This window comes from Dietzia sp. CQ4, from assembly GCF_014145125.1.
Taxonomy (GTDB): domain Bacteria; phylum Actinomycetota; class Actinomycetes; order Mycobacteriales; family Mycobacteriaceae; genus Dietzia; species Dietzia natronolimnaea.
On record NZ_JAALDZ010000153.1, the window covers coordinates 1 to 13,226 of the forward strand.

12 protein-coding genes are annotated in these 13,226 nt (G+C 70.0%); 1 reads left to right on the forward strand and 11 read right to left on the reverse strand.

Translation table 11 applies throughout. The features are described from left to right. The first annotated feature begins 223 nt into the window (after positions 1-223). On the forward strand, positions 224-1,288 hold the full coding sequence (locus G6031_RS09730) for a LysM peptidoglycan-binding domain-containing M23 family metallopeptidase (RefSeq protein WP_080961060.1): 1,065 nt from the start codon (positions 224-226) through the stop codon (positions 1,286-1,288). A 352-nt stretch (positions 1,289-1,640) separates the two neighbouring features. On the opposite strand, the gene G6031_RS09735 is transcribed toward G6031_RS09730, so the two are convergent. The 11 genes from G6031_RS09735 to G6031_RS09785 all read right to left on the reverse strand — a co-directional run bounded on the left by G6031_RS09735 (position 1,641) and on the right by G6031_RS09785 (position 12,950). After that, positions 1,641-2,030: a heavy metal-responsive transcriptional regulator gene (locus G6031_RS09735; RefSeq protein WP_047269535.1), complete on the reverse strand. Its 390-nt coding sequence runs from the start codon at positions 2,028-2,030 to the stop codon at positions 1,641-1,643. Between the two features lie 106 nt (positions 2,031-2,136). After that, the gene (locus tag G6031_RS09740) at positions 2,137-3,522 is read right to left on the reverse strand and encodes an FAD-dependent oxidoreductase (RefSeq protein ID WP_047269534.1); all 1,386 of its coding nucleotides are present in this window, start codon (positions 3,520-3,522) and stop codon (positions 2,137-2,139) included. Beyond that, on the reverse strand, positions 3,519-4,904 hold the full coding sequence (locus G6031_RS09745) for a glucose-6-phosphate dehydrogenase (RefSeq protein ID WP_047269533.1): 1,386 nt from the start codon (positions 4,902-4,904) through the stop codon (positions 3,519-3,521). Before G6031_RS09745 ends, G6031_RS09740 begins: the two co-directional genes overlap by 4 nt. A 61-nt stretch (positions 4,905-4,965) precedes the next feature. After that, entirely contained in the window at positions 4,966-6,909 is a 1,944-nt protein-coding gene (locus tag G6031_RS09750; protein ID WP_052959801.1) for a glycoside hydrolase family 15 protein, read from the reverse strand. Positions 6,910-6,962: 53 nt separating this feature from the next. Further along, positions 6,963-8,312: an NAD(P)/FAD-dependent oxidoreductase gene (locus tag G6031_RS09755; protein WP_182653168.1), complete on the reverse strand. Its 1,350-nt coding sequence runs from the start codon at positions 8,310-8,312 to the stop codon at positions 6,963-6,965. 92 nt (positions 8,313-8,404) lie between these two features. Further along, positions 8,405-9,061, reverse strand: a complete 657-nt coding sequence (gene merB, locus G6031_RS09760; RefSeq protein ID WP_047269531.1) for an organomercurial lyase MerB — start codon at positions 9,059-9,061, stop codon at positions 8,405-8,407. A gap of 45 nt (positions 9,062-9,106) precedes the next feature. After that, positions 9,107-10,552, reverse strand: coding sequence for a mercury(II) reductase (gene merA, locus G6031_RS09765; protein WP_047269530.1), 1,446 nt, complete (start codon positions 10,550-10,552; stop codon positions 9,107-9,109). 139 nt (positions 10,553-10,691) lie between these two features. Beyond that, a complete protein-coding gene (locus G6031_RS09770; RefSeq protein ID WP_058228552.1) occupies positions 10,692-10,982 on the reverse strand; it encodes a hypothetical protein in 291 nt (96 codons plus the stop codon). Between the two features lie 134 nt (positions 10,983-11,116). Then, positions 11,117-11,644 carry a TlpA disulfide reductase family protein gene (locus G6031_RS09775; protein ID WP_182653169.1) on the reverse strand — a complete coding sequence of 176 codons (528 nt, stop codon included), beginning with the start codon at positions 11,642-11,644 and terminating at the stop codon, positions 11,117-11,119. Next, complete coding sequence (locus G6031_RS09780; RefSeq protein WP_083059749.1) at positions 11,641-12,609, reverse strand: cytochrome c biogenesis CcdA family protein; 969 nt, start codon at positions 12,607-12,609, stop codon at positions 11,641-11,643. The genes G6031_RS09775 and G6031_RS09780 overlap by 4 nt, the downstream gene beginning before the upstream one ends. Beyond that, positions 12,606-12,950, reverse strand: coding sequence for a hypothetical protein (locus G6031_RS09785; protein WP_047269537.1), 345 nt, complete (start codon positions 12,948-12,950; stop codon positions 12,606-12,608). The genes G6031_RS09780 and G6031_RS09785 overlap by 4 nt, the downstream gene beginning before the upstream one ends. Positions 12,951-13,226 lie beyond the last annotated feature (276 nt).

A 13,226-nucleotide genomic window follows, 5' to 3' on the forward strand; every position in this document is an offset into this window, starting at 1 on the left:
CGGTCTCGCGGGTTACCGCTTAACTATGGGAGACACGCCCTAGTGGGCTTCGCAGGAAGCTCTTGGGGCTAAGCCGCTTGGGGGATCGTTCCGCGGTTCTTCGAGTGTCCGGATGATCCCATCCGAGTCCGACAGCTAACTTCGCAGGCATTGGGAGAGGTGCATCTTGTCCAGGAATCACCGTTCAGCGCGTCACCGTGCGACCTCGGCGCGCCTGCGTCCGATGAAGGCCGTTTCACGTGCCGTGACCTCGGAGGCTGGAAACATCGGCCGGTCAGCAGCTGTGGCCTTCGCCGCCACGGGTCTGCTTTTGGGTGGGGGGCTGCCGGCCAACGCGACGGAGACAACCGGCTCCCACGAGGCGGCGAGCCCGTTTTCCACCGGCGGCCTCTCGCCTGCCGCGACCGTGGTCTCCGAGGGGGCGCCGGTCACGCACGAGGTCGTGCCCGGTGACACGTTGGGGGCCATCTCGAGCGCCTATGGGGTGGAGGTGGAAGCGGTGTTCGTCCTCAACGGGATGGGGTGGGAGACCATCATCTATCCGGGCGACGTCGTCGCAGTGACCGGTGAAGAAACCGTCTCCGAGGAGGTGCCGGTCACGCACGAGGTCGTGCCGGGTGACACGTTGGGGGCCATCTCGGACGCTTACGGGGTGGAGGTGGAAGCGGTGTTCGCCCTCAACGGGATGGGGTGGGAGACCATCATCTATCCCGGCGACGTCATCGCCTTGACCCCTGATGGGGCGGTGGGCGGGCCTGTCGGCGCCCCGGCTCCTGTGATCGCGCCGGCACCTGCTCCCGCGCCGGCACCGGCCTCTGCTCCTGAACCGGTTAGGACGATGTCGGTGGCGCCGGCATCGGTGTCCGAACCGGCGGTGGTCCCGGCGTCGGCGCCGGTGGGTCGGCTCAGTGCGCCCGTGGCCAACATGGTGGCCAACTCGCCTTTCGGGTACCGAGTCAACCCGTTGACCGGTGGGGCTGCGGAACTGCACACGGGTGTCGACTTCGCGGCAGGGTGCGACACCCCGGTGCTCAGCTCGGCGGCCGGGACGGTCACCGAAGCGGGATTCAGCGCCTATGGGGGCGGTAACCGCATCGTCATTGATCACGGAAACGGCCTGCAGACCACCTACAACCACCTTCAGAGCCTCGGGGTGCAGACGGGTCAGTCCGTGGGGGCCGGTGCTCTCATCGGGATCGCCGGGGCCACCGGCAACGCCTCCGGCTGCCACCTCCACTTCGAGGTCGTCGTCAACGGCCAGACCGTCGACCCCGCCGGCTGGCTGTAACCGCATGGTGTCTGAGCGCCCGGGCGTGGACCCGGGCGCTCAGACACCATCTGTTCTCATGGCATAACGCCGTAGGCGCTCCCTGCATTCTCGGCGTGTGGTCGGCGCCGCACCCGACTCCCCTCATCCCCGGGGGGTCGCATGTCGGTCATCCGGTCATGCGGCAGGCCTGGGTGCAGGCGGGTTGTCCGTGGAGGTAGGAGCCGCACCCGCCGGACCCCGGAGGAGGCGGCGGCGCGGTTCCCGTCATGCGTGGTGGCAGGCGATCACTCAGGGCGGAGCCCGACAGGATGAGCCCCTTCCTGCAGGGGATTGCTGGTCTGGGCGTGCGTGAAGATCGTGGTCGCCGGGGTCACAGGTAGCTGCAGATCCGTTGGGCGTCGCACTGGTCGGGGTCGCCTTCGGCGGCTCTTCTGTAGTGCTCGGCTACGGCTTCCCGAACGACGGTGAGCTCGGCGATCTGCCGATCCAGGCCGGCCAGTTGCTGGGCCAGTTGTTCGGTCACATGGGTGCAGGGTGCTTGCCCGGCGTCGCGGACCCGGAGGATGTCGCGGATCTCGGCCAGGGGCAGTCCGGCGACCTTGCCGCGGTGAATGAACTCCAGCCTGTCGAGGGTCTCGTCCGTGTAGTCCCGGTAGCCGTTGGCGGCACGCTCGGCCGGTGGGAGCAGCCCCTGGTTCTCGTAGAACCGGAGCGCCTTGGTGGTCATCCCGACGGCCGCGGCCGCCTCTCCGATACGCATAGTTCCTCCCGGTCCTAGAATGATTCCTGGACCTTCCACAATAGTGGAAGGTCTCTGTGTGGGGTAGCCTTCGCTCCGGCTCATCGGGGGGCGGCTCCGGTGGCTGTCAGGGTTCGGTGTGGGAACGGTCGTCCTCGACGGCCTGCCACGCCTTGCGGGCCGCGATCAGGACCGGATCCCACAGCGGGGAGAACGGCGGGGCATAGGACAGGTCGATGTTGAGCAGCTCCTCCACGGGGGTCTCGTGCCACAGCGCCACGGAGAGCACATCGATGCGCTTGGCCGCACCCTCCTGCCCGACGATCTGGGCCCCCAGCAGCCGGCCCGTGCCCCGCTCGGCAATGAGCTTGGTGCGGATGGGCTTGGCGCCGGGGTAGTAGCCGGCCCGGGTGGTGGAGTCGACCACCGCGGTGACGGGGTCGAAGCCAGCAGCGCGCGCCTCGAGCTCCCCGAGCCCGGTGTGTCCGACCTCCACGTTGCAGATCTTGGTCACGGCGGTGCCGAGCACTCCGGGGAAGGTCGCGTAGCCGCCGCCGATGTTGATCCCGGCGGTGCGGCCCTCCTTGTTGGCGTGGGTGCCCAGGGGCATCCGGACGTGGCGGCGTGACACGCGGTGGAACTTCTCCACGCAGTCCCCGGCCGCCCAGACCCCTTCGATCCCGGTGCGCAGCCGCTGGTCCACGGCGATCGCCCCGGTGGCGCCCAGGGGGATCCTGGCTTGTGCGGCCAGGGCCGTGTTCGGGGCCACCCCCAGCCCCAGGATCACGAGATCGGTGGGAACGGTGGCCCGGTCGGTGACCACCGCGGTGACCTTCCCGTCGTGGATGTCGAAGCTGGTCACGGTCTCGTCGAGGCGCAGCTGCATCCCGAAGCCGTCCATGGCGGTGGCGACGAGGCCGCCCATGTCCGGGTCCAGCGCCGGCAGCGGGGCGAGGCCGCGCCCGATCACGGTGATCTCCACGCCCCAGGCGCACAGCGCCTCGGCCAGTTCCAGGCCGATGTAGCCGGCGCCGACGACCACCGCCCGCTTCGGGCGGTCCCGCTCCAGTGCGGCCCGCAGGGCGAGGCCGTCGTCGAGGGTCTGCACACCGTGGATACCGCGTGCGCCGATGCCGGGTAGCAACGGGCGGACGGGCACGGCGCCGGTGGCGATCATGAGCTGGTCGAAGCCCTCCCAGGTCTCCCGGCCGGCGGCCAGCTCGCGGACCAGCACGGCCCGGCGGTCCAGGTCGATGTCGAGGACCTCGTGGCCGGTGCGGGCGTCGATGTCGTGGTTGTCGCGGAACTGCTGCGGGGTGCGGGCGATCAGATCCGTGGCCTCGGCGACGTCCCTCCCCACGAAGTACGGGATCCCGCACGCGGAGTACGAGGTGTAGTTGCCGCGCTCGAAGGCGACGATCTCGAGCTCGTCGCGCCCCCGCTGGCGGCGTGCGGCCGAGGCCGCGCTCATCCCCGCGGCGTCCCCGCCGATGACGACCAGCCGCTGGGTCACCGCTGCTCCTCGTGGGCGGCGCTCCAGTCCGGGCCGGGGGACCCGGCCGGGTACTCCTCCAGAGGGACCTGGCCTGCCTGCCAGGCGTCGCGGATCTGGTCGATGATGCCCCAGGAGTGTTCTACGGCGTCCGAGCGCACGGAGAGCGTGGGATCGCGGTCGAGGATGCCCTGGAGCACTTCGCCGTAGGGATTCAGCCGGCCCTCCCCGATGTCGGTGGCCAGGGTTGCGCGGTCGACGGTGAAGGGGTCGCCGGGGCCGTTGACGTTGAGTTCCAGGGCGATGGTGGGGGAGCCGAGCCCGATGTGCAGCACGGTGGGGTCCTCGGCGCCGCGCAGCCCGCCGGGCACCCGCGGGGTCTCACGGAAGGTGACGACGACCTCCTGGCGGGGATTCCCGATGGCCTTTCCGGACCGCAGTGTGAACGGCACCCCGGCCCAGCGCCAGGTGTCGGCCTCGATGGTGACCTCGGTAAGCGTCTCCGTCTCCAGGCCAGGGTCCACTCCGTCTTCGTCCACGTAGGAGGGCAGGTCCCGGTCGCCGATCGTGCCGGCGGTGTAGCGGGCGCGTCGGCTCGCCCGGACGGCGTCCTCACCCCACAGCCGGACCGCCCGTACCGCCTGGGATTTCGCGGCCCGCAGCTCGGTCGCCTCCACGGTGGTGGGTGCCTCCATGGTGATCAGCGCCATGACCTGCAGCAGGTGGCTCTGGAGCATGTCGACCATCGCTCCGGTGCCGTCGTAGTACCCGGCGCGGCCCTCCAGGCCCAGCTCCTCGTCGTAGACGATCTCCACGCGGGCGATGTGGTCGCGGTTCCACAGCGGCTCGAACAGACGGTTGGTGAAACGCATACCCAGCACGTTGAGCACCGTGGAAGTACCCAGGAAATGGTCGACCCGGAACACCTGCTCCTGGGGCACGAGCTGCGCCAGCAGACCGTTGAGCTCCACCGCGCTCCGCCGGTCGGTGCCGAAGGGCTTCTCCAACACCAGCACGGTCCCGGCGGGCAGCTCGACCTCCTTGAGGGTCTCCACCGCCTTGGCCGTCACGGCCGGGGGCAGGGCGAAGTACAGGGCCGGGATCCCGGTGGAGGACTCGAGGAGCTGCTCCAGGTCCTTAGCCGAGGACGTGTTCGCGCTGAGGTAACGGGTGTCCGCCAGTGCGTGCTCCACAGCCGGCCCGGTCGCCTCGACGGTGTCGAAGGCCTCCCGGACGGTGTCGGTCCACTGCTCGTCACTGCGCGAGCTTCTGCCGGAGCCGATCAGGCGGATCCGCCGGTCCGGTTGCTCGGTGAGCAGCCGGCCCAGGCCCGGCAGCAGCAGCCGGGACGCGAGGTCACCGGTGCCGCCAAAGATGATCAGAGTCGAGACAGTGTCGTCCATCGTTGTGCCTAACGTCGGTGCCCGGGGTGATGACCGGAGGATTTCAGGGGCAGCGGAACGGTCAACCGGTCCGTGGTGCGGGTGCCGGGGCCGCAGATGCGGGGGCCTGTCCTTTGGCGGACGTTCCGGCCAGGCGCAGGCCGGCGTTGATGAGGCCGATGTGGGTGAACGCCTGCGGGGTGTTGCCCAATTGGGCGCCGGTGGCGGGGTCGATCTCCTCGGCGAAGGCGCCCAGGTCCCCGGCTAGGGCAGCCAGGGTCTCGAACAGTTCGTTGGCTTCGCGGGTGTTCCCGGCCAGGGCGAGGGCTTCGATGAGCCAGAAACTGGCGATGGTGAATGCCCCTTCGGTGCCGGCCAGCCCGTCCCCGAGACTGTCGGGCCCGTCGAGGCGGTAGCGGTAGAGCAGCCCGGGGTGGACGGTGGAATGCGGGGTGAGCTGGGCGCGGACGGCCTCGATGGTTCTGGTCATGATCGGGTGGTCACCGTCGATGAACCCGATGATGGGCAGCATCAGCAGACTCGCGTCCATGGACGGGTCGTCGTAGGCGCGGGTGAAGTGCCCGTCGGTGACTCCGGAGTCGAAGACCTCCTGGCGGCACTGGTCTGCTGCTGCGCGCCACCGGGGAAGATCCCCGTCCAGCCCGTAGGTGTCCACCAGCTGGCAGCCGCGGTCCAGGGCCGTCCAGGCCAAGGCCTTGGAGTGGACGAAGTGGCGTGGGTGGTTGCGGACCTCCCAGATCCCGCTGTCGGGCTCCTGCCAGTGCTCGGCGACGAAGTCCACGAGCTGGCGGAAGTGCGGCCATTCGGTGCGCATCACGTCATCGCCGAACACCTCGCAGATGCTCAGGCAGTCCAGCAGCTCACCATAGCTGTCCAGCTGCAGCTGGGTCTCGGCCTCGTTGCCCACCCGCACCGGGGTGCTGCCGCGGTAGCCGGTCACCTCCGCCAGGGAGGACTCGGGGATCTCGGTGACCCCGTCCACCCGGTAGAGCACACGCAACGGCAGTCCGGCCCCGGCGGTGGCAGTGCACAGCCAGCGGGCGTAGGCGTTGGCCTCGGGGTAGCACTGGAGCTGGTAGAGGGCGTTGAGGGTGAAGCTGGCATCGCGCAACCAGGTGTAGCGGTAGTCCCAGTTGCGTTCCCCGCCGATCTGCTCGGGCAAGGACGTGGTGGCCGCGGCCGTCACGGCCCCGCTGGGGGCGTAGATCAGCTGCTTGAGCGTGATCGCGCTGCGGATCACCGCCTCCCGGGCCGGGCCCTCATAGACCAGGTTCTGGGACCATTGCCGCCACGCTTCATCGGTGGCCTCCAGTGCTGCGGCCACCTCCTCCGGTTCCGCTGTACAGGGACCTGCCCCGGCCCCGATCATCAGGCGCCCGGCCCACCGGTCCCCGGCGTGGAGCACCGCCTGCCCGCCGGCGCTGCCCCCGTCTCGGTCGTCCAGCTGTAGGCCGGAGACGGCGAACTGCACCGGTTCAGCCTCGGAGGCGAGGGTGACCAGCCCGTCACTGACGCTCAGATCGACGGGTGTGGCCCCGAACCCGGGCCGGGGTTCCAGGACCGCTTCGACATCCACCGAGCCGTTGACGCCCTCGAGCACCCACAGGATTTCCTGGCCGTGCTGCGGGGGCGGCCAGGTCATGGCCATCCTCATCCGCGCCAGGGTCGTTGAGGCCCCACCCCACTCCAGGACCATCACCGCGCTGCCGGGCCGGTACCACCGCCGGGTCACCGGCAGCGCAGCACCGGAAGACGCGACCGCGCCGAACCTCAGCCGGCCCCCGCGCCGGCGGTCCAGCACAGGGAACACCAGCGCGGGGGCGTCGAAGCGCAACGGGCAGAAGAACTCCACGGCCGCGTCCGGGCCGACGAGGGCGGCCGAGAGCCCGTCACCGAGCGGGGCCAGGGCACCGATGTCCGGGAACCCACCGTGCACACCGGCACCCGGGTCCTGTCCGGTCGGCTCCGGGGCGGGCCGGTCTTCAGGTGCTTCCGAGACGTTCACGGTGATCCTTACCTGGACGGGGCGGGGTGGCACGTGGAGTCGGGCCGGGGGCGTCAGACCTCCAGCTGCTCCAGGGCGGCCTGGTAGGCCTCGTGGTAGGTGGGGAACTGGGCGACCTGGTCCAACAGGGTCTCCAGCGGAAGCTGCGCCCGGATGGCCAGGGAGGCCTGGTGGATCCACTCCCCGGCCTGCGGGCCGATCGCCCACGCCCCGATCAGCACCTTCCGCTCAGTGTCGGCCAGCAGCCCGAGGTGTCCGCGCGGGTCCTGCTCGTAGGTCCAGGGCCGGGCGATGGCGTTGGACAAGTCCAGCTCGGTGGCGGTGGTGCGGATCCCGCGCTGCTCCGCCTGCTGCTGCGTGAGCCCGGCGGCGGCGATCTCCGGGTCGGCGAACACCACCCGCGGGATCCCCTCATAGGTCGCGGCGTGGGCCCGGCCCAGGATCGCATCGGCGGCGATCCGCCCCTGGTACTTCGCCACGTGAGTGAAGGGCATCACCCCGGTGACGTCGCCGATCGCCCACAGGTTCTGCCCGGCCTGGGCGTGCTCGTCGATGAGGACCTCGCCGTGTTCGCCCAGGCGTGCCCCGGCGTCTTCGAAGCCCAGGCCCTTGGTACGGGGTTTGCGGCCGGTGCCGAAGATCACCACGTCGGCGGCCACCTCGGTGCCGTCGTCGAGTTCGATGACGCTGTCCTCACCGTCCCGGCGAGCCTTTGCCGCCGAGGCGCCCAGGCGGATGTCGACCCCGGTCTCAGCCAGGTAGTCGTGGACGAGCTCCCCCACCCGGGGGTCCTCACGACCCAGCAGACGGTCCCCGCGGTGGATGAGGGTGACCTGCACCCCGAAGCGGTCCAGGAACGTGGCCGTCTCCACCCCGACGGCGCTGCCGCCGACGATCACGGCGCGCTGAGGCAGGTCGTCGGTGGTGTAGGTCTCCCGGTTGGTCCAGGCGGTGATCTCCTCGATCCCCTCGAGCGGGGGGATCACGGCCTCGGAGCCGGTGGCGATGATGATGTGCTCGGCGGTAATCTCCCGCTCCCCGGCCTGGATCCGTCCGGGGCCGGTGAGGCGGGCCTCGTCCTTGATGACGGTCGCACCCTGCTTGTCGAGGCCCTCGACCTGGGCGGAGTCGTCGAGGTCGCGGATCATGTAATCCCGGTACTCGCGGGTGGACGCCCAGTCCACCTCGGCCCCGGACACCCCGGCGGCCTTGTGGACCTCGGTGCGGGCCTCGGCCGGGCGCAGCACCGTCTTGGAGGGAATGCACGCCCAGTAGGCGCACTCCCCACCGATCAGCTCCCGCTCAAAGACCACGACTTTCTTCCCCGCCTGGATCAGGCGGCTGGCCGCGACCTCACCACCGGGGCCCATGCCCAGCACTGCCACGTCGAAATGTTCGCTCATGATGTTTCTCCTTCAGATTCGGTGGATCTTTCGGTTCTACTCGTCGAACTCGTCGTGCGGCCCCAGCCCGTGTCGGGGCAGGACATGCGGTGTCAGCAGCCGCAGCCTGCCCCGTTGCCGGAGGTCTCGGTGGGGACTTGGGCGAGCATCTGTTCGGCCATGGTGGTGGCCAGCCGGTAGGCCTGGGCCACGGGGATCACGGTGGCCCCGGGGTGGTTCTCCAGCCAGGGGGCGGCGTCGTCGGTGGAGGCGAAGAAGTGAACCTGGTGGCAGAACGCCGAGCGGATGGAGCTGAGGTCTTCCGGATTGACCAGGGAGACCACGGCGTTGGCCGGCTCCACGCTCGTGACCCCGGAGCCGTCGACGTGGATCTGCACCGGCGCCCCGGTGGCGTGGTCGGCCGATTCAATCCGTGCCGCCGCACCCAACAGGGTGGGGAAGATCAGAGTGTCCAGGGCGCACCAGGTATAGAGCTGCTCCCCGCCGGTCTCGTAGCGGTGCGGGGTCGCCCGCTGGGTCAGGCCCAGGCCGATGATCCGCCCCTCACCGTCGTACTCGGTGTCGGGCACCGCTTCCAGGGCGCCACGGACCTCCTCGGCCGGGCGGCCCACCGCGGCCGCCAGGTCCTGGGGGTCCACCGGGTCGCCCTGGGCCAGCAGCCGCAGCAGCGGCAACCACAGCCACGGCTGCATCCCGGTTTCGGCGGTGCTCAACCGCTCGGTGACCTCGTGGGGGTCGTAATCGGTCATGGTCGTTCCTTCCGGCGGACTGGTGCGTTTGAAATGGTCCGGGCCTCAGGCGGCGCAGCAGGACAGTTTGGACACGTCGGTGCGGAAGGACTGGGCGGCGATTTTCAGACCTTCGGCCATCGTCAGGTACGGGCACCACAGGGTCGCCACCTGGTCCACCGTCATCCCCGCGGACACGACGTAGACCCCGGCCGCGGCCAGGTCCCCTGCCTCCTTGGCCACCGCGGTGATCCCGACGATCCGCCCGGTATCGGCGTCGGCGACGATCTTGACGAAACCCCGGGTGTCACGGTTCACCAGCGCCCGCGGCACGTACTCCAGGGGCAGGACCCGGCACTCGCACCGGATGCCCGCCTCCCGCGCCTGCTTGTCCGTCATCCCCACCGCGCCCACGGCCGGGGATGTGAACGTGACCCGGGGAAGGTGGGTGTAGTCGATCCGCTGCCCGGTGTCGTTGAAGGCGTTCTCCACCGCGGTGACCCCGTGGGCCGAGGCCACGTAGACGAACTCCGGGTGCCCGGTGACATCCCCGGCCGCCCAGATCTGCGGGTTGGAGGTCGCCAGCGTGTCCTCCACGACGATCTCCCCACGGTCCCCGGTGGCGACCCCGACCGTCTCCAGGCCCAGGCCCTCGGTGACCGCCCGGCGTCCGGTGGCCACCAGCAGCCGGTCCGCGGTGTACTCCTGGCGCCCGGCCCGCGTGGTGGCGGCCACGACAACACCACCGGTGGCCGGGTCGGTGGCCACGGACTCGACCGCGGCCCGGCGCACCACCTGGATGCCCTCATCGGCGAAGACACCCAGGAGCGTCTTCGAGACCTCGGGCTCCTCGCCGGAGAGCAGCCGGGAGCGGACCAGCACCGTGACCTTCGAGCCCAGCCGGGCGAAGAGCTGGGCCTGCTCCAGGGCCACGTAGCCCCCGCCGAGCACGATCATCGACTCCGGGACCTCCTGCAGTTCCATCGCGGTCGTGGAGGTGAGGTAGTCAACCTCCTCCACGCCGGGAATCGACGGAGTCCACGGACGTGAGCCCGTGGCCACCAGGTAGTGGCGGGCCCGCACCGTCTCCACGGCCCCGTCCGCGTTCGTGATCTCCAGCACCGGGTCCTCGGCGTCGCCGGTGAAAGAGGCGTCACCTTGGCGCAGGTCCCACCCGTAGTCCTCGATCAGGTCCACGTACTTCTCCGAGCGCATCCCCTCCACCAGGGCGTCCTTGCCCGCGATCAGCCCGGGCATGTCCACCGGCCCGGCGGATACGTTGATCCCCGGGAATCGGCCGGACGCGTCCAGGGCCACATGGCGGGCGTCCGCGGCGGCCAGCAACGCCTTCGACGGCACGCACCCGGTGTTCACGCAGGTGCCCCCGACGGTGCCCCGCTCGATCATCACCACTCGCTGGCCCAGGTTGGTCGCCCGGATCGCGGCGGCGAAGGCCCCGCCACCGGAGCCGATGATGGCCAGATCGAACTCGGGAACTGCAGTGTCAGGCATGGAACCTCCACGAATCGTTGGGGGAAGAACTCCCGACAGAAGCCTTCCTCATTGGTGTGCTGAACCCACTGTGCACCTTCCCCATCGGGGGAAGGTCAAGGGGTGGGCCGGAATCCGGGACGGGCAGGCGGCCGATCGCTCAGGCGCGGCGGAGAATCTCCACGGCGGGGAAGCCCAGGTCGCGCACCGCCTCTACGGCGTCGGCGAGGGGGTCCTCCATCTCGGGGTCCAGGACGACCATGGCGGTCTGCGCCTGCGGGTCGATGGTGGCTGAGACGATCGCCGGCCAGCTGACCAGCTCGTCGCAGATCGCGTCCTCTGCGGTCACAGCGCAGCACCCGCCGCCGAGCACCGGTGCCTGTCGCAGTCCGGGCACGGACAGGACCACCGCACCGTCCGGCAGGTTCTCCTCGATCGACTTTCCGGGCACAGCGACCTCCAGGTGTCCTTCGACAGGACAGTTTTCCAACACGGCCGCGGACAAGGGACGCGTTCAGCCGGAATCGGCCGTGCAACGCCGGGGCAGGCAGCGGTCGAGGTAGGGGGGGCGAACTGGGTTCCAGGTCAGGAGAGCGCTCCGTCCAGGAATGCCCGCAGCGCCTCGGCCTTCATAGGCGTGCCGTCGGCGCGGTCCAGGACCTCACCGTCCGGGGCCACGACCACGGTGGAGTCCAGTGACGTGATGCCGTAGCGCTTGGTGAGCTGCCCGGTCTCATCCACGACGTAGGGGTGCTCGGGGGCCCCAGCCGCGGTACGGAACCCGTCCACCTCGGTCTTGGTGTTCTCCGGGGTCACGTCCACGGCCACGAACCGGATCCGATCGGCATACTGTTCCTCCAGCTCGTCCATCGCAGTCGCCTGCGGGATGCAGGTGGCGCACCAGCTGGCCATGAAGTAGAGCATGGTAGGGCGGTCAGAGGGTACCGTCACCTCCTCGCCGTCGACGGAGGTGATCTCCACCGGCCCGTCCCCGGCCACAGTAGAGGCCGGATTTCCCCGGTTCAGGGCGATGACCGCCAGGACCGCCACCAGCACGGCGGCCAGGCACAGGGCGGCAAGGGTGTAGACGCGGCGGCTGCGGGTGCGGGTCATCGGTTTCCTCGCTGGTCTTCACGGCCGCTGGAGGGCTCCAGGGCCTGCGGGTCCGGCGCGCAGCACGAGGCCGGGTCGTCGTCGTTGTCCTCGGCTTCCCGGGCGGGGCGTCCGGTCCGGGGATTGGGACGGCGGTGCCGGGACAGGACGGCGGCGAGGAGCACAGCGAGGATGGCTGCGGCAGTCAGTGCAGGCCAGGTGCGTGCCACGAGCTCGGTGACAGCGACACTGGATGCGCTGATCGGTGTGGCCAAAAAGCCCAGCAGCGACCCGGCCGCCCCGCCGGACAGGGCCGGGAGCCAGTAGAGCACCAGGTACACACCGGCCAGGATCAGCGCGATCGCGCTCAGGCGGTGCACCAGCGGCAGCAGCCGTTGCATGCGCCGGGCCAGGGAATGGCGGGCCAAGGCCGCCCCGACCGACAGCAGCATCAGCACCACCGAGGACCCCGCGGCGTAGGCCGCGAAAACGACCAGCAACCCGACCAGGCTCCCCGTGGCAGTGGCCTGGGCCACCACGACCAACAACAGCGCCAAACTGCACGAGAGCGCGGCCACCGCGTAGGCGACCCCGTAGCCGAAGACCCCCTTGAGACCGGAACCGGGCTTGTCCGGTGTGAGGAACCGGTTCAGGTTCAACCGGGACCCGGACAGCTGCCACCCGGCCAGCATGCCCAGCCCGGCGAGCATCAGCACGCCCCCGATACCCACCGCAGCCCACGGCATGGCTGAGGCGATGGAGCGCAGCCCCACCGCCACCAACAAGCCTGCGGCGATGAACACCATGGAGAATCCCGCGCTCAACGCCGCCCCAGCACGCACCCCGGCCCACAACGGTCGGGCGCCCCCCGTGCGGGAGTCAGCGCCGATGAAATACGCCAGATACGTCGGCAGCATCGCGAACCCGCACGGGTTGACCGTGGCCAGCATCCCCGCCAAGAACGCCAACCCCCACGAACTGCTCACTTGCCGGCCTCCGTGCCCGCCCCAGCCGGTGCCCGGTCCAGGATTTCCTGTGCGTGCTCGTCGCGGGGGAGGGAATGCCGGTCGGGGGCGCAACAATCAGTCCCATCACCACCGGTACCTGCACCGCGGCGCCGGATGAACCAAATCACCAACCCCACGGCCAGCAGGCCCGGACCGGCGGCCGACCACCCGTAGCCGGCCGCGAAACTCGCGCCTCCCACCCCGCCGAGGACTCCGGCGGCGATCAACAGCGGCAACCCGCAGCACAGCACGTGCAAGATCACGAACCCACCCACAGCGAGGTGGAGGAAACTGCTCTGACTCTTCGGTGTGGAGGACATACCCGGCTTCCCTTCAGCACGGCGCCACCCTGCTCGTGTCACGGCGCCGCGAAGTTCCAACTGCTCTGCTGAAACCACTGTCCACCTTCCCCCATAGGGCAATGTCAAGGCGAAAATCCCGCAGTGCAAGCAGATCCGCCGGCTACCGATCAGGGCCTGCGTCGGCGCCCGCACCGAGGGGCAAGGCCGGCAGTCATCGGTGGGACAAAGGGGGGCTACCGGCTGTCTTCCTCTAGGGCGTGTCTCCCATAGTTAAGCGGTAACCCGCGAGACCGT

What these genes read in the sequence shown, in the direction of transcription:
- merA (WP_047269530.1), bottom strand. Translation starts at nt 10,552, where the DNA reads ATGCCTGACACTGCAGTTCCCGAGTTCGATCTGGCCATCATCGGCTCC.
- G6031_RS09785 (WP_047269537.1), bottom strand. Translation starts at nt 12,950, where the DNA reads ATGTCCTCCACACCGAAGAGTCAGAGCAGTTTCCTCCACCTCGCTGTG.
- merB (WP_047269531.1), bottom strand. Translation starts at nt 9,061, where the DNA reads ATGACCGATTACGACCCCCACGAGGTCACCGAGCGGTTGAGCACCGCC.
- G6031_RS09775 (WP_182653169.1), bottom strand. Translation starts at nt 11,644, where the DNA reads ATGACCCGCACCCGCAGCCGCCGCGTCTACACCCTTGCCGCCCTGTGC.
- G6031_RS09730 (WP_080961060.1), top strand. Translation starts at nt 224, where the DNA reads ATGAAGGCCGTTTCACGTGCCGTGACCTCGGAGGCTGGAAACATCGGC.
- G6031_RS09745 (WP_047269533.1), bottom strand. Translation starts at nt 4,904, where the DNA reads ATGGACGACACTGTCTCGACTCTGATCATCTTTGGCGGCACCGGTGAC.
- G6031_RS09755 (WP_182653168.1), bottom strand. Translation starts at nt 8,312, where the DNA reads ATGAGCGAACATTTCGACGTGGCAGTGCTGGGCATGGGCCCCGGTGGT.
- G6031_RS09735 (WP_047269535.1), bottom strand. Translation starts at nt 2,030, where the DNA reads ATGCGTATCGGAGAGGCGGCCGCGGCCGTCGGGATGACCACCAAGGCG.